We start from the raw sequence: 15,994 nt of genomic DNA, 5'->3' as shown, positions 1-15,994 counted from the left end.
TTCAACCATGAGTACTCAAGTGATCAGCCTGGTGTCCATCGGCGCCCACCCCACCTCCGGTCGGCCCCGGCGCGCCGAGCAGGATGCGCGGGCCGTGGAACTGGGCCTGCAACTGGCCGGCAACGACCTGCAAGTGCTGCACGCAGGCGACGTGGCTGAACCGGCCCTGCGCGCCTATCTGGGCATGGGTCTGGACGAACTCTACGTACTGGATAACCCCGCAGGTGCCGACGCACTGCCGGCCCTGACTGATTATCTGCGCGACGCGGGAGCCCAAGTGGTGCTCACCGGCAGTCAGGCGGAAACCGGCGAAGGTTCAGGTATGTTGCCGTTCCTGCTGGCGGAAAATCTCGGCTGGCCGCTGGTGGTGGGGTTGGCCCAGGTCGAATCCATCGACAGTGGCGTAGCCTTGGTTCTGCAAGCCTTGCCCCGCGGCCAGCGGCGACGTCTCAAAGTGCGCCTGCCGTTCCTCGCCACGGTGGATAACGCGGCCCCCAAACCCCGGCAAAGCGCCTACGGCCCGGCCCGACGCGGGGCGTTGCACGCTGAAGAAGTCGAGGTGATCGACGACGCCCTGTTGGCGGTGGCGACCCTGCAACCGGCCAAACCACGGCCCAAACGCCTGAAAGTGATCAAGGCCAAGAGCGGCGCCGACCGCATGAAAGCCGCCACGGCCAAGGCCAGCGGCGGAGGTGGGCAGGTGCTCAAAGGCGTGAGCCCGGAGGCGGGCGCCGAGGCGATCCTCAAGTTGCTGATTGAGGAAGGGGTGGTTCGCTAAATCCAGGCTCACCTTGTCCCTTGTGGGAGCGAGCCTGCTCGCGATAGCGGTCTTCCATTCACCTCCAGGTTGACTGACATGGCCCCATCGCGAGCAGGCTCGCTCCCACAAGGGCTGAGGTTTACCCACAATCCCTGTGCGCGCCTCTGTGGATAACCTGTTCGATCCTATCCAGACACCGCGCAAATCAGGCCTTTCAAGCCTTCGCTCAAAAAACGTCCAATCTGACCCGCTGCAACATCCAGCCATAAAACCGCTGCCCTGGCATGTTGTCGTGACTCAAACCTGCGCCTAAAAAAAGCTATTTGATAGCTAATGGAGCCACATCAATGGAAGTTGAATTTCGTCCGGCGTTGCCCACGGATACACGGGAGATCGCTCGTCTGTTCCGGATTTCCTCAGAGGGCGCGTCGGATTACATCTGGAGCCAGCTGGCGGAGTCCGGGCAGGATCTGCTGGAGGTAGGGGCTGCTCGCTATGCCCGTGAGGATGTCGATTTTTCCTACCAGAACTGCCTTATTGCAGAAGCCGGCGGACAGGTCATCGGCATGATGCATTGTTACGTGACGCGTGAGGATCCGCTGGCGACTCCCGTCACTGATCCGATCCTGGCGCCCTACGCCGACATGGAAGTCCCCGATACCCTCTATATATCGAGCCTGGCCCTGCATGAAGGGTGGCGTAACAAGGGGCTCGGCGTGCGCTTTCTCGAGCGAGCGCAACAACGTGCCGATCAACTGGCGCTCAAAGGCCTCAGTTTGATCGACTACGCAGCGAACATTGGCGCCCGGCGCTTTTATGAGCGCCACGGTTTTGGCATCGTCAAAACCTGCCAGGTCGTCCCGCATCCGCTGATTCGGGTGACGGGGGAGGCGTATTTGATGCATCGGCCTTAACCGTCACGGCGGGTTGTTCTGGAGCCAATAGCCCTCTGTGGGAGCGAGCTTGCTCGCGATAGCGGTCTGTCAGGTAACGATGAGGGGGACGGCTAGTCGGTCATCGCGAGCAAGCTCGCTCCCACAGGGGTTATGTGTTTACCCACAATCCCTGTGCGCGCCTCTGTGGATAACCTGTTCGCCCCTCGCCACACCCCACGCAGATCAAGCTCCCCAAGCCTGCGCTTAAAAAACAACCAGCCTAACTCACGGTTTTTCCTCGATTCTGTTTGTGAATAAGCGTGAGCGCAGGACGCTACTTGCCCCCAATCTCTGTTGGCGCTTCTGTGGATAAGATGTTCGCTACCCTCTACAGGCCATACGGAACGGGGCTTTCATGGGGCTGATCATAAAATGATCAATTCATCATTTTTATCCGAAAAATTCCGCTAAAACCTCGATTTACCGGCCATAGTCGCGGTTTTCCACAGAACCGTCAGAATTACCCCCAAACACTGTTGGCGCTTCTGTGGATAAGGTGTTCGCTCTCCTCCAGAAGCCACGCTAGACAAGGCTTTCAGGTGGTTGATCAGTTTTTGATCTATATGGAAAGGAAACGCTCTTTGTTCATAAGTCACGGTTTTTCTTTAGCTTTTACTTAAAAAAATCAGTCGCAATGAGGCACTTGTCCCCATTAGCTGTGGGTGGACATGTGGATAACTTGTTTGCGAAAGCGTAAGAGCCACGGCGGGTATAGGCCCAGACGCTATAGATCAAATTTCATACAGTTCTAAGGATCCACCTTGACGTGGCCCTGGCAGCTGTCTTCACTCATGGCACAAGGACACCGCCACTTTATCCACATCTGGTTCAGGGAGAACGCATGATGGATAGCAAGCCCCCCTGCTGGTACCCGATCTCGGCTGCGACCTGTACTCCGACCCCTCCCACCCGGTTACCCAAACGCAGACGTCGTCGTGCCACCAATCAGCGTGCGCGTCTATAGCGCCTCGTTGAGCCCTGAGTTTCCCCTGTAACACCGTTGACTGCCGCTCCAACCCGTACGGGATAGTGGCCAGGCGTTCGTGCGCCTGTCGATTTGCAGGCAACCGCAGAGTTGCCCCATCTGCCTGAGAGGACTTGAACATGACACGGATCTCGACCCCCATTAGCGAAATCAAGGAGCATTACGACGTTATCGTCATTGGTTCCGGCTACGGCGGTGGCATTGCTGCGTCACGCCTGTCCCGGGCTGGGCGCAAGGTTTGTCTGCTGGAGCGGGGCCGGGAGATCCAGCCCGGCGAATACCCCAACACCATGCTTGCGGCCACCGAAGAGTTGCAGGTGCATGACCCGGACGGTCACATCGGGTCGCGCACCGGACTGTTCGACCTGCACGTCAACGCCCAGCAGAACGTGGTGGTCGGTTGCGGCCTGGGCGGCACTTCGCTGATCAATGCCAACGTTTCGCTGGAGCCGGAGCCCGGTGTGTTCGAGGACTCCCGCTGGCCGCAGGCGGTGCGTGACCATTGCGACACGCTGCTCAAGGACGGTTATGCGCGGGCTCGGGAAATGCTCAAGCCCAACCCTTACCCAGATGCGGCGCCGAACCTGCCCAAGCTCGACGCCAACCGCAAGTCGGCGAGTTATCTCAAGCAGGACGCACATTTCTACAAACCGCCCATCAACGTGACATTCGACAAGTTGCCCAACAACCTCAACCACGTCGGCGTCGAGCAGTTGCCGTGCAACGGCTGTGGGGATTGCGTCTCGGGCTGTAACAACAAGGCCAAGAACACCACGCTGATGAATTACCTGCCGGATGCCTGGAACCATGGTGCGGAGATTTTCTGTCAGGCCCAGGTGCGGCACCTGGAGCGCGACGGCGACGGCTGGATCGTGCATTTCCAGTACCTGGACAGCGGTCGCGAGTTGTTCTCGGCGCCAACCCTGTTCGTGCGCGCCGACATCGTGGTGGTGTCCGCCGGCACCCTGGGCTCTACCGAGATCATGCTGCGTTCCCGGGACAAAGGCCTGTCGATGTCCAGTCAACTGGGCGAGAACATGAGCGGCAACGGCGACATCCTCGGGTTTGGCCACAACTGCGACCAGACCATCAACGGTATCGGTTTCGGCGCCCACTCGGCCAAGGAGCTGGAGCCGGTGGGACCGTGCATCACCTCGATCATCGACATGCGTACCGAGGGTGACTGGCGCAGCCGCATGGTCATCGAGGAAGGCTCGATCCCCGGCGCACTCGGTCGGCCCATGGTGCCGAGCATGGCGGCGTTCGCCGGGATGATCGGCGTGCCCACCGACACGGGCCTGGGTGCCAGCCTCAAGTACAAGGCCCGGGAAGCCGAGAGCTTTCTGCGCGGCCCGTACTACGGCGCGCTGCATAACATGCAGACGTACCTGATCATGAGTCACGACAACGGCAAGGGGCGCATGGTGCTCGACAACAAGGACCAGTTGCGCATCGACTGGCCCGGCGTCGGCGAGCAGGAAAACGTGACCCTGGGCAATGAGCGTTTGCACCAGAGCACCAAGGCGTTGGGCGGGATCTGGGTCGAGAATCCGATCTGGACCAAGCTGCTCAAGCACAGCATCGTTTCGGTCCATCCCTTGGGCGGCTGCGTGATGGGGGAAGACGCGACGCAAGGCGTGGTCAACCACAAGGGCCAGGTGTTCAGTGGTGCCAGCGGGACGGATGTCTATCCCGGTCTGTACGTGACGGACGGTGCGGTGATCCCGACTTCCCTGGCGGTGAACCCGTTGTTGACCATCTCGGCGGTGAGCGAGCGCAACATGGGGCTGCTGGCGGCCGATCGTGGCTGGATCATCGACTACACCCTGCCTTCGGCCCCGCGCAAACCGGTGGCGGCGCCGACCCTTGGCGTGCAGTTCACTGAAACCATGAAGGGCTACTTTTCCACAGCCTTCACCCAGCCTCAGGGCACTGATCTTTCGCTTTACGAAGCCGCGGCCAAGCGCGGCAAAGCCGATAACTCGCCCATCGAATTCACCCTGACCATCACTGCCGCCGATCTCAATCGCCTGATCAAGGAACCGGAACACGCCGCCACCCTGGTGGGTACGCTGGATGCGCCGATGCTTTCGCCCAAGCCGCTGGTCGCCAGCAACGGAGTGTTCAACCTGTTCGAGCAATACCAGGAACAGGTGGATGTGCGGCACATGAACTACGACATGAAACTGACCGCCGAGGATGGCAGCGATTATTACTTCAGCGCCTTCAAGACCGTACCCGAGGACAACGGGGTGCTGAACATCTGGCACGACACCAGCACGCTCTATGTCACGCTGTATCGCGGGCCGGACAAGAGCGGCGAGGTCATCGGCTCGGGGGTGATGCACATTCTGCCGGCCGACTTCGCCAAGCAGATGACCACCATGAAAGTGCTCAACGCACGTAACGAGCGTGAGCGAGTGGAAGCGTTGGCCCGCTTCGGCAAGTTCTTCGCCGGCATTTTGTGGGAGAGCTACGGCGGGGTGTTCGCTGGCGATGTGTACTTCAATCCGGACGCGCCGCCTCGCAGCAAGCGGCCACTGGACGCACCGGCGCCGACCGTGCATTTCTTCCAGACCGAGGACAACGTCGAGCTACGCCTGACTCGCTATCAAGCGGGCAGCAAAGGCCCGGTGATGCTGGTGCATGGCCTGGGGGTGGGGTCGAATATTTTCTCCACCGACACCATCCAGACCAACTTGCTGGAGTACCTGTGCAAGCACGAGTACGACGTTTGGTTGCTGGACTTGCGGGTGAGCATCCTGCTGCCGGCCAGCAAGCATGAATGGAACGGCGACCAGGTGGCCCAGCACGACTTCAAGGCTGCTATCGAGCAGATCCAGCAGGCCACGCTGGCCCGTGACGTGCAGTGCGTGGTGCATTGCTACGGTGCGACGACGTTCTTCATGTCGATGCTGGCGGGGCTGCAAGGGGTTCGCTCGGTGGTCTGCTCACAGATTGCCGCCGACACGGTGGTTGCCACCGCCACCGGACTGAAGGCCGGTTTGCATTTGCCGGGGATGCTCGATGCCATCGGCATCAAGTCCCTCACGGCCTACGCCGACACCAAGGAAAGCTGGTTCAACAAACTCTACGACAAGGCTCTCAACGGTTATGCCCGGATCGAGGCCCAGGGCTATTGCACCAACCCGGTCTGCCACCGCATCACGTTCATGTATGCATCGCTGTACCGCCACGACACCCTCAACGAAACCCTGCACGACAACCTGCATGAATTGTTCGGTGAGTCGAACATCCAGACCTTCGAGCACCTGGCGCTGATCGTGCGCAAGGGGCACCTGGTGGACTTCAAGGGCAACGACGTCTACATGCCGCATTTCGATCGGTTGAAATTGCCGATCTGCTTCATCAGCGGCGCCGAGAACCAGTGCTACCTCCCTCAAAGCACCCTCAAGACCTACGAGCGACTGTGCGATATGCACGGCCCGCAACTGTTCAGCCGTCACGAAGTGCCGGGCTACGGCCACATCGACTGCATTTTTGGCAAGGATGCGGTGGTGGATGTGTACCCGATCATCCTTGAACACCTGGAGAAGACGGCGCTGGGCTAGTTCTAGATCGCATCGCGAGCAGGCTCGCTCCCACACGGGGTTTGTGCCGTACGCAGGTTCGGTGGCCCACACCGTTCAATGTGGGAGCGAGCCCGCTCGCGATGCGATCGTCTGGACGCTGCATCTCGTGAGTCAGGAATAAGGAAAAAGGATGCCATGAACACTTACATCCGTTGGTTCCAACGCATCATCTGGGTGGGCATTGTGATGAACATGGTCTTCGCGATTCCGGCGCTGTTCGCGCCGGCGTTGCTGACGTCCATGCTTGGCCTGCCGCCCGTGCTGTCCGATCCCTGGCTGGAAAACACCGGCATGTTGCTGGTGGGGATCAGCCTGTTCTACATGCCCTCGGGGTTCAACGCGCCGCGTTTCGTGGTGCATTCGTGGTTGTGCGTGCTGTCGCGGCTGGTGGCGGTGGTGTTCTGGATCTACCTGATCAACACCAACAACCAGGGCCAGTTGTTCGTGCCGATGTTGATGGGCGACTTGAGCATGTTCCTGATTCTGGGCGTGCTGCTGTACCTGGGCAGCCCGGTGGCCCATCGTCCACTGGCCTTGCTCTGCGCCGGTTGGCGGGAGTGGCGCGCCGGCTGGGCGCAGCGCTGGCACAGTCATGGTTTCAAGGTTGGCATGCTGGTGATGCTGCTGGTGCTGGGTTTTATCGGCTACCAGACCTGGTACCAGATGATCCGAGAGGTGCCGCAACCGGATTTTGCCTCCGACGAAGACCATTACAAATACGCCGCCATCGGCCTGGGCATCGAAGCGCGGATCCCTTATTACCTGTTCGCCGTGCTGCCGCAGATGTGCCCGGAAAAACTGCCCAAGCCCGGCGGTTACGAGGTGTTCGGGTTTCTCTATGAGAACGGCAACGACCTGCCGATTGGCATGGCCAAGCGGCAACTGGGCTACCCCACCGTGGAGCCGAACTGCGCGCTGTGCCACACCGGCTCGTACCGGGCCAATGCCAGTGACATAGCGGTTCCGGTCGCCAGCGCGCCGGCCAACACCCTGCAACTGCAGGCCTTCCAGTGGTTTGCCTACGATTGTGCCAGCGACCCGAAATTCACCCCAGATGCGGTCATGGCGGCGATCAACAGCAAGTTCCAGCTGGGCTTTTTCGAAAAACTGTACAACCGTTACCTGATCATCCCGATGGCCAAGAGCGCGTTACTCAAGCAGAAGCAGGCCTACGCCTGGCAGAAACTGCGCCCGGCCCAAGGTCCGGGGCGGACCGATACCTTCAACCCGACCAAAATGGTGGTGTTCGGCTTCCCGGATGACTCCACCATCGGCACCGTGGACTTGCCGCAGGTCTGGAACCAGAAACCCCGTGAGTCGATGTATCTGCATTGGGACGGCAATAACAACAAGATTCACGAACGCAACTACGCGGCGGCCATGGCCGTGGGCGCGACACCGCAATCGGTGCTGCCGCCGAGTTTCAACCGGGTGACCAATTGGCTGCTGGGCCACAAGGCGCCGGCCTGGCCGTTCGCCCTGGACCAGGCGAAAGTCGCCCAGGGCAAACCGATCTGGGAGCAGAACTGTGCCGCTTGCCACGACTTCGGCCGTGCCGACACAGGACAGGTCACTACCAACATCGACCAGTTGGGCACCGATCCCCATCGCCTGAACTCCTTCACCGTCGGGCTGGTGACGGCGTTCCACGGCTTCAAGAAACCGCCGTTCGACTTCGGCGCCTACCGCAAGACCCAGAGCTACAGCAACACCCCCACGGACGGCATCTGGCTAAGGGCGCCGTACCTGCACAACGGCTCGGTGCCGACCCTGTGGGACTTGTTACAACCGCCCGAGTTGCGGCCGCAAGTGTTCTACACCGGCTCCGACATCTACGACCAGGAGAAGGTCGGCTTCATCACCAGCGGCGCGCAGATGAAGGCGTCGGCGGATTTCAAATACGACACCCGCCTGGAAGGCAACCACAACGGCGGCCACCTGTATGGCACGCAGTTGTCGGATGCCGACAAACGGGCCCTGATCGAATTCATGAAAACCCTGTAGCCCAGGGCACTGCGAAGGAGCGTTCACATGTCATTACTGCACCATTGGGAACATGAGTTCGACAAGGTCAAAGTCCGCCTGCACGGGTTGGTCACGCGGCTGGAGATGTCCTGGAAAAAACTCGTCAACGACCTGGAGCCCGAAGAGTTCGAGGCCATCGTCAAGCTGCTCCAGCGTGGCCACGATCAGGCCCGGCACGTCATCGATCACGGCGACCTGCCGGATGACGAACCGGCCGTGCCGTGGGAGCTGGCCCACGGTCTTTCGATCCTGAAGATTGGCAATGCCAGCGCCTTGCCGCAAACCGAGGACGAGCTGCCGACCCGCGTGCTCAAGGACGGCACCTTGCTCGGTTGCCGCAAATGGGAGTTGCTCGACCTGTTGTGGAGTGAGGCGTTGCTCAAGTGGATCGAGAACCTGCGCCATCACGCGCCGTTCGCCACTAACCCGGCACTGGTGAAAATGGACAGCGACGTGGTGTTGGCGATTGCCGGCGACTGGGGCACCGGACCGTTCGACAGTCATGCTCCGGCCGTGGCTGTCGCCAATCAGATGCAACTGGCCGAGGCCGACTTCACCATCCATCTGGGCGATGTGTATTACGCCGGCACCCATTCCCAGGAGGACGTCGACATGGTCGGCTGGCCCCAGGGCAAGCACGGCTCGTTCACGCTCAATTCCAACCACGAGATGTACAGCGGCGCCCACGGTTATTTCAAGGAGCTGGCCAAGCGTTTCCCGGTGCAACAGGGCACCAGTTACTTTGCCCTGTACAACGACGATTGGCTGGTGGTCGGCCTCGACAGTGCCTACGCCTCGGACGCGATGAATCTGTACATGGATGGCACCCTCAACGCGCAACAGATCGACTGGATGAAAAACCTGCCCAAGCGCAAAAAGCTGATGGTGCTCAGTCATCACCAGGGCTTCGATATTTCCGGGTACCACAAGACCGCGCTTTACCAACCGGTCTGCGATGCCCTGGGGCGTGAGCCGGACTACTGGTATTGGGGGCATCTGCACAATGGCATCTGCTACGCGCCCCAAGGCGGGCTGCACGCACGCTGTGCCGGGCACGGAGCGATTCCCTACGGCACCACCAGCGAGTTGAACGGACATGCCGGGGTGTTGTGGTCGGAAACGCAGTTGGCGGGGGACGAGGCGTACCCGGAACGGGTGTTGAACGGGTATGTGAAGGTGCGGCTGGTGGGGGAGGAGATTGTCGAGACGTTTTATGGGGAGGATGGGTCGGTGCGGTGGTCTTCACAGTAATCGGGTGAATGTGAGGCCGCTATCGCGAGCAGGCTCGCTCCCACATTTGATCTTCGGTGCGCCAAAGATCCTTTGTGGGAGCGAGCCTGCTCGCGATGCTTTTGCTGTCAGCCCTGGACCGGAACGCCCTTGAGGTACGGCGCAGGTTCCGCCCCCAGGTTGTTGAGCATGCGCTCGCTGTACCAGTCGACGAAGTTCACCACGCCGAACTCATAAGTCTTGGAGTACGGGCCTGGCTGGTAGGCGGTGGAGTTGATGCCGCGCTGGTTTTCTTCGGCCAGGCGACGGTCCTGGTCGTTGGTGGCGTCCCAGACCTGGCGCATGCGTGCCACGTCGTAGTCCACGCCTTCGACCGCGTCCTTGTGTACGATCCACTTGGTGGTGACCATGGTCTCCTGGGCGCTGATCGGCCACACAGTGAACACGATGATGTGGTCGCCCATGCAGTGGTTCCACGAGTGGGGCAGGTGCAGGATACGCATCGAGCCCAGGTCCGGGTTCTTGATGCGGCCCATCAGTTTGGCGCAGCCCTGCTTGCCGTCCATGGTCATCGACACGGTGCCCTTGAGCAGCGGCATGCGCACGATACGGTTGCGCAGGCCGAAACTGGCGTGGGCGTAAGGGATTTTCTCGGCTTCCCAGGCTGCGGCGGAGGCCGCTACATGGTCCTTGAATGCCTGGTCGGCCCGTGGGTCGGTGACGTCGTCCCATTCCAGCAGGGTCTTGAGCAGTTCCGGGTGCGCGCCGCCGCAGTGGTAGCACTCACGGTTGTTTTCCAGCACCAGCTTCCAGTTGGCTTTTTCCATCAAGGTGGTTTGCACCGCCACCTTGGTGTTTTCCATGTCATAGGGTTCCATGTAATGGGTCAAGGTCGCCAGGAAATCGTCGATGGCCGGCGGGTTCTCCGCCAGGCTGATGAAGATGTAGCCACCGGCGGTCTTCACGTTCACTGGCTTCAAGCCATACTGGTTCATGTCGAAATCGGCGCCCATTTCGGTGCCGGCGAACAATAGGCGACCGTCCAGCTCGTAGGTCCACTGGTGGTAATGGCAGACCAGCTTGGCGACCTTGCCCTTGTCGCTGGTGCACAGCCGCGAGCCCCGGTGCCGGCAGACGTTGTGGAACGCATGCACCACGCCGTCGGCGCCGCGAATCACGATGATCGGGTTCTTGCCAACCTGCAGGGTCAGGTAGTTGCCCTTGGTCGGAATTTCGCAGGTCATGCCGGCGATCAACCATTCCTTCTGGAAGATTTCCTGCATGTCGATATCAAACAGGCGCTCATCGGAGTAGAACGGCTGCGGCAGCGAGAAAGTGCGCTCGCGTTCCTGCAGCATTTGCGCGGTGGCCTTGCGTGCGGGTTCCAGCGGATCGCCCAGGCTCAGGGTTGCGGTGACGTCCATCGTTTTATCCTCATGGCCCTCTACGTGGCCGGCGAAAGTGGCTAATCAAATGTGCTACGCAAGGCAGAAAATATTATTTATCTGTTGGGGCGAGTGTGGGGCCGCGCAGGGGGCGAACCTTATCCATGGGCGACATGGCCCAATCTGTTCCCGACGCGCAAGGTCCGGTCGTTGGGGGCTGGTCGCGGTAAGCATGTGAATGTCGCAGATAGGTAAATGGGCGATTCGCGCTATACGCAGAATCGCCTCATAAGAGGCCGACAGTCGGCCGTGGAGATCAGCATGTCCAACAGCTTCCTGAACCCGGTAACCACCCAGACCTGGGCCAATGGTCGTCACATTGTCCGTTGCGTCAAAGTCATCCAGGAAACCTGGGATGTGCGCACCTTTTGTTTCATGGCTGATCAGCCGATTCTGTTCTTTTTCAAGCCGGGGCAATTCGTCACCCTGGAGCTGGAAATCGAAGGTCAGCCGATCATGCGCTCCTACACCATCTCCAGCTCGCCGTCGGTGCCCTACAGTTTTTCGGTGACCATCAAGCGCGTACCGGGGGGCAAGGTTTCCAACTGGCTGCACGACACCCTGCACGAAGGTCAGGAGCTGGCGGTGCACGGGCCGGTCGGCCTGTTCAATGCCATCGACTTCTCGAACCCCAAGGTGCTTTACCTCAGTGGCGGTGTCGGCATCACGCCGGTGATGTCCATGGCGCGCTGGTACTACGACACCAATGCCAACGTCGACATGGTGTTTATCCACAGCGCCCGCTCGCCCAAGGACATCATCTATCACCGCGAGCTGGAACACATGGCGTCGCGGATCGATAACTTCAACCTGCACCTGATCTGCGAAAAACATGGGCTGGGCGAGCCTTGGGCCGGGTATCGCGGCTATCTGAACCACAAGATGCTGGAGCTGATGGCGCCGGACTTCCTGGAGCGCGAAGTGTTTTGCTGTGGCCCGACGCCCTACATGAACGCGGTCAAGCGCCTGCTGGAAGCCGCTGGCTTCGACATGACGCGTTACCACGAGGAGTCCTTCGGCGCCACGCCACCGGAAGCTCGCGCCGACGCGGTGGAACAGGCCGAACAGGCTGCCGACGCCCCGGAAGTCGATGTGGCGGACCTACATCTGGTGGAGTTCACCGCCTCTGGCAAGAGTATTCGCGTGGGGCCGGGAGAAACCGTCCACGCCGCCGCCGCCAAGCTCGGCATGATGATTCCCAAAGCCTGCGGTATGGGCATCTGCGGCACCTGCAAGGTTTTGAAACTGGGCGGGGAAGTGGAGATGGACCACAACGGCGGTATCACCGAAGACGACGAGGCCGAAGGTTACATCCTGTCGTGCTGCAGCGTGCCGAAGGGGGATGTGCGGATCGAGTTCTGATCAGTCCATCCAAGTAGCGATGAGCACCTTCTGTGGGAACAAAGCCAGTGGGAGCAAGGCTTTGTTCCCACTGTGAGCCCCTCTCACCACAGGGGTATGACGGGCATGGGTTCGGTTTTTCTAGCCCGCCATCACTTCCCGAATATCCACCGCCAATTCCCGCACTCGCGCTTCTTCGGTGTCCCACGAGCACATGAACCGCGCGCCGCCCTTGCCGATGAAGGTGTAGAAGCGCCAGCCCTTGGCGGTCAGCGCGGCGATGGCCGGTTCCGAGAGTTGCAGGAATACGCCGTTGGCCTGGACCGGGAACATGAGTTCCACGCCTGGGATGTCGCTCACCAGTTGCGCCAGCAGTTGGGCGCAGTGGTTGGCGTGCCGGGCGTGCTTGAGCCAGGCGTCGTTTTGCAGCAGGCCGACCCAGGGCGCCGAGAGAAAGCGCATCTTCGAGGCCAACTGCCCGGCCTGTTTGCAGCGATAGTCGAAGTCTTCTGCCAGGTCGTGGTTGAAGAACAGGATCGCTTCACCCACCGCCATGCCGTTTTTCGTCCCGCCAAAGCACAGCACATCCACCCCGGCTTTCCAGGTCAGGTCTGCCGGTGAGCAGCCGAGGAAGGCGCAGGCGTTGGAGAATCGTGCGCCGTCCATGTGCAGGTTCAGCCCCAGTTCCTTGCAGGTGGCGCTGATGGCGCGGATTTCTTCCGGGGTATAGACGCTGCCAACTTCCGTGGCCTGGGTCAGGGTCACAACGCGGGGCTTGGGGTAGTGGATATCCTGGCGCTTGAGGGCGATCTCGCGGATCGAGTCCGGGGTCAGCTTGCCATTTTCGGTGCGCGCCACCAGCAGCTTGGAACCATTGGAAAAGAACTCCGGCGCGCCGCATTCGTCTGTTTCGACGTGGGCGGTTTCCGAGCAGATCACGCTGTGGTAACTCTGGCACAGCGAGGACAGCGCCAGGGAGTTGGCCGCGGTGCCGTTGAACGCGAAGAATACTTCGCAGTCGGTTTCGAACAAGGCACGGAAATCATCCGCCGCGCGGTGGGTCCACTCATCATCGCCGTAGGCCCGCTGATGACCCTGGTTGGCTTCTTCCATGGCCGCCCAGGCTTCGGGGCAAATGCCGGAATAGTTGTCGCTGGCGAATTGTTGACTCTTGTCGGTCATGGCCTTGCTCCTGAAATAGAGAGTCCTGGGTAAGAGATCCCTGACAGAATTCCCGGATGGAGAATTCCGTGGTCCGGCGTGCTTTGAGTCCGGCACGCGGTGGTCGATAGTGGTGCGCACTTTACCCAAGATTCGCGGGGGAACACACTGGATGTTTCTGTCAGAAACTCACAAAACCGCTAGGGCGGCTGTACCCATGAACCGACGCGACGGAGCCTTGGACCTGCTCAAGTGGTTGGCTCTGTTGGCGATGGTGCTCGATCATCTGCGATATGTCGGTTACTCCGCCGATTGGTTGTATGTGCCGGGACGTCTGGCGTTCCCCTGGTTCTGTCTGGCGATGGCGGCGAACCTGGCGCGCAACGGGGCCAGTGCGAGCTCGTGGCGTTACCTGGGCTGGCTGTTGCTGTTCAGCTCAGTGAGCGAAATTCCTTATCGGTTGTTTATTCCTGTGCCGGCCACCTTGAACGTGCTGCCGACCCTGACCCTCGGGTTGCTGGTGGCGCGTAGTTGGCAAACCCATACGCTGGAAGCGCGTTTGCTGGCAGCGGGGGCGTTGCTGCTGGCGGCGCTGTTTTCCTCGCGGCTGATGTTCGGTTTTTTTGGCGTCCTGCTGCCGCTGGCGATGTTGCTGGTATTTCACCGGCCCTGGTATTTCGCGTTGTTGCCAGGCTTGGTGTGCCTGGCGGCCAACCAGTGGCGGGTGCTGTATGGCGCGGCCTGGCTGGGGGATGCGGTGGCGATCGGCGGGTTGGTGGCGTGTCTGTTTGCGCCATGGCTTGGGCTGGTGCTTTTGCGACACGCTGGTCGTTTTCATCCTCCGCCCATGCGGCGCTGGGCCTACGGTCTGTATCCCGCGCATTTCCTGCTGTTGCTCGCGGTTCGCCAGATCGCCGCATAGCCCTATGGGAGCAAGGCCTGTGGGATGACACTGGGATAACCCTGTGGGAGCAAGGCTTGCCCGCGATGAAAGCGACGCGGTCTCCCATGGACTGAGGCGCCTGGATCGCGAGCAAGCTTTGCTCCCACAGTGTTATCCCACAAGCCTTGCTCCCATAGGGCTGTTCCACAGGCCTTGTTCTCCGACTCTTTGAACGCATGTCGTAAACGCACCTTTGCGTGGCGTCCATAGGCATTTGACCTGCCTGCGCCGGCCATACCATCGCTTCCAAAGGGCACGACCGAACGGTGGTCAGTGCCTCACCGAGACGAAAGGCGCACCGCCGCCGCTGGGAGAGACGCGATGTTCAGCAAGCAAGACCAGATCCAGGGTTACGACGATGCACTGCTGGCGGCGATGAATGCCGAGGAGCAACGCCAGGAAGATCACATCGAGCTGATCGCGTCGGAGAACTACACCAGCAAGCGTGTGATGCAGGCCCAGGGCAGCGGCCTGACCAACAAATACGCCGAAGGCTATCCGGGCAAGCGCTACTACGGTGGCTGCGAGCACGTCGACAAAGTCGAGGCCCTGGCTATCGAGCGCGCCAAGCAGTTGTTCGGCGCCGACTACGCCAACGTCCAGCCGCACTCCGGTTCTTCGGCCAACAGCGCCGTATACCTGGCCTTGCTGCAGGCCGGCGATACCATCCTGGGCATGAGCCTGGCCCACGGCGGTCACCTGACCCACGGTGCCAAGGTGTCGTCTTCGGGCAAGCTCTACAACGCGGTTCAGTACGGCATCGACACCACCACCGGCCTGATCGACTACGACGAAGTCGAGCGCCTGGCGGTCGAGCACAAGCCGAAGATGATCGTCGCCGGCTTCTCGGCCTACTCCAAGACCCTGGATTTCCCACGTTTCCGCCAGATCGCCGACAAGGTCGGTGCCCTGCTGTTCGTCGACATGGCCCACGTCGCCGGTCTGGTCGCTGCCGGTCTGTACCCGAACCCACTGCCTTACGCCGACGTAGTCACCACCACCACTCACAAGACCCTGCGCGGTCCGCGTGGCGGCCTGATCCTGGCTAAGGCCAACGAAGAGATCGAGAAGAAGCTCAACGCTGCGGTATTCCCCGGTGCCCAGGGCGGTCCGCTGATGCACGTCATCGCCGGCAAGGCGGTGTGCTTCAAGGAAGCGGCGGAGCCAGGCTTCAAGGCCTACCAGCAGCAAGTGATCGATAACGCCCAGGCCATGGCTGGCGTGTTCATCAAGCGCGGCTACGATGTAGTGTCCGGCGGCACCGATAACCACCTGTTCCTGGTCAGCCTGATCCGTCAGGGCCTGACCGGCAAGGACGCCGACGCCGCCCTGGGCCGCGCGCACATCACCGTCAACAAGAATGCCGTGCCGAACGACCCGCAATCGCCGTTCGTGACCTCGGGCCTGCGCATCGGCACCCCGGCGGTGACCACGCGCGGCTTCAAGGTCACCCAGTGCGTGACGCTGGCCGGCTGGATCTGCGACATCCTCGACAACCTCGGCGACGCCGATGTCGAGGCCAATGTTGCCCAGCAAGTGGCGGCCCTGTGCGCGGACTTCCCGGTTTATCGCTGAG

Annotated in this window: 10 protein-coding genes; 8 read left to right on the top strand and 2 right to left on the bottom strand. The window is 60.9% G+C overall.

What is annotated here, in order from left to right; translation table 11 throughout:
* Positions 1 to 7: 7 nt before the first annotated feature.
* The 5 genes from etfB (at position 8) to AC3I65_RS24230 (ending at position 9,549) form a co-directional block, all read left to right on the top strand.
* Complete coding sequence (gene etfB, locus AC3I65_RS24250) at positions 8 to 778, top strand: electron transfer flavoprotein subunit beta (protein ID WP_047230385.1); 771 nt, start codon at positions 8 to 10, stop codon at positions 776 to 778.
* Between the two features lie 329 nt (positions 779 to 1,107).
* On the top strand, positions 1,108 to 1,674 hold the full coding sequence (locus tag AC3I65_RS24245; RefSeq protein WP_488524230.1) for a GNAT family N-acetyltransferase: 567 nt from the start codon (positions 1,108 to 1,110) through the stop codon (positions 1,672 to 1,674).
* Positions 1,675 to 2,799: 1,125 nt separating this feature from the next.
* Complete coding sequence (locus tag AC3I65_RS24240) at positions 2,800 to 6,252, top strand: GMC family oxidoreductase N-terminal domain-containing protein (RefSeq protein ID WP_305466893.1); 3,453 nt, start codon at positions 2,800 to 2,802, stop codon at positions 6,250 to 6,252.
* A gap of 156 nt (positions 6,253 to 6,408) precedes the next feature.
* The gene (locus AC3I65_RS24235) at positions 6,409 to 8,277 is read left to right on the top strand and encodes a c-type cytochrome (protein WP_488524229.1); all 1,869 of its coding nucleotides are present in this window, start codon (positions 6,409 to 6,411) and stop codon (positions 8,275 to 8,277) included.
* A 27-nt stretch (positions 8,278 to 8,304) separates the two neighbouring features.
* Positions 8,305 to 9,549, top strand: a complete 1,245-nt coding sequence (locus AC3I65_RS24230; RefSeq protein WP_488524228.1) for a metallophosphoesterase — start codon at positions 8,305 to 8,307, stop codon at positions 9,547 to 9,549.
* Positions 9,550 to 9,656: 107 nt separating this feature from the next.
* On the opposite strand, the gene gbcA is transcribed toward AC3I65_RS24230, so the two are convergent.
* Positions 9,657 to 10,952 carry a glycine-betaine demethylase subunit GbcA gene (gene gbcA / locus AC3I65_RS24225; RefSeq protein ID WP_047228149.1) on the bottom strand — a complete coding sequence of 432 codons (1,296 nt, stop codon included), beginning with the start codon at positions 10,950 to 10,952 and terminating at the stop codon, positions 9,657 to 9,659.
* 282 nt (positions 10,953 to 11,234) lie between these two features.
* On the opposite strand from gbcA, the gene gbcB reads away from it, so the two are divergent.
* Positions 11,235 to 12,335: a glycine-betaine demethylase subunit GbcB gene (gene gbcB / locus AC3I65_RS24220; RefSeq protein WP_047228148.1), complete on the top strand. Its 1,101-nt coding sequence runs from the start codon at positions 11,235 to 11,237 to the stop codon at positions 12,333 to 12,335.
* Positions 12,336 to 12,455: 120 nt separating this feature from the next.
* On the opposite strand, the gene AC3I65_RS24215 is transcribed toward gbcB, so the two are convergent.
* A complete protein-coding gene (locus AC3I65_RS24215) occupies positions 12,456 to 13,496 on the bottom strand; it encodes a threonine aldolase family protein (protein ID WP_107323021.1) in 1,041 nt (346 codons plus the stop codon).
* Positions 13,497 to 13,692: 196 nt separating this feature from the next.
* Here AC3I65_RS24215 and AC3I65_RS24210 point away from each other — a divergent pair, with 196 nt between their 5' ends.
* Positions 13,693 to 14,397: a TraX family protein gene (locus AC3I65_RS24210; RefSeq protein ID WP_487777168.1), complete on the top strand. Its 705-nt coding sequence runs from the start codon at positions 13,693 to 13,695 to the stop codon at positions 14,395 to 14,397.
* A 342-nt stretch (positions 14,398 to 14,739) separates the two neighbouring features.
* The gene (glyA, locus tag AC3I65_RS24205; RefSeq protein ID WP_047228145.1) at positions 14,740 to 15,993 is read left to right on the top strand and encodes a serine hydroxymethyltransferase; all 1,254 of its coding nucleotides are present in this window, start codon (positions 14,740 to 14,742) and stop codon (positions 15,991 to 15,993) included.
* Position 15,994 lies beyond the last annotated feature (1 nt).

The organism is Pseudomonas sp. N-1-13 (assembly GCF_057787095.1).
Note: the sequence above shows the minus strand (reverse complement) of the source record. Positions and strands in the feature narration are given on the sequence as shown.

Excerpts from the sequence above, each read along its gene's own strand:
- gbcB (WP_047228148.1), top strand. The coding sequence starts at position 11,235 with ATGTCCAACAGCTTCCTGAACCCGGTAACCACCCAGACCTGGGCCAAT.
- gbcA (WP_047228149.1), bottom strand. The coding sequence starts at position 10,952 with ATGGACGTCACCGCAACCCTGAGCCTGGGCGATCCGCTGGAACCCGCA.
- AC3I65_RS24230 (WP_488524228.1), top strand. The coding sequence starts at position 8,305 with ATGTCATTACTGCACCATTGGGAACATGAGTTCGACAAGGTCAAAGTC.
- etfB (WP_047230385.1), top strand. The coding sequence starts at position 8 with ATGAGTACTCAAGTGATCAGCCTGGTGTCCATCGGCGCCCACCCCACC.
- AC3I65_RS24240 (WP_305466893.1), top strand. The coding sequence starts at position 2,800 with ATGACACGGATCTCGACCCCCATTAGCGAAATCAAGGAGCATTACGAC.
- AC3I65_RS24215 (WP_107323021.1), bottom strand. The coding sequence starts at position 13,496 with ATGACCGACAAGAGTCAACAATTCGCCAGCGACAACTATTCCGGCATT.
- AC3I65_RS24245 (WP_488524230.1), top strand. The coding sequence starts at position 1,108 with ATGGAAGTTGAATTTCGTCCGGCGTTGCCCACGGATACACGGGAGATC.
- AC3I65_RS24210 (WP_487777168.1), top strand. The coding sequence starts at position 13,693 with ATGAACCGACGCGACGGAGCCTTGGACCTGCTCAAGTGGTTGGCTCTG.
- AC3I65_RS24235 (WP_488524229.1), top strand. The coding sequence starts at position 6,409 with ATGAACACTTACATCCGTTGGTTCCAACGCATCATCTGGGTGGGCATT.
- glyA (WP_047228145.1), top strand. The coding sequence starts at position 14,740 with ATGTTCAGCAAGCAAGACCAGATCCAGGGTTACGACGATGCACTGCTG.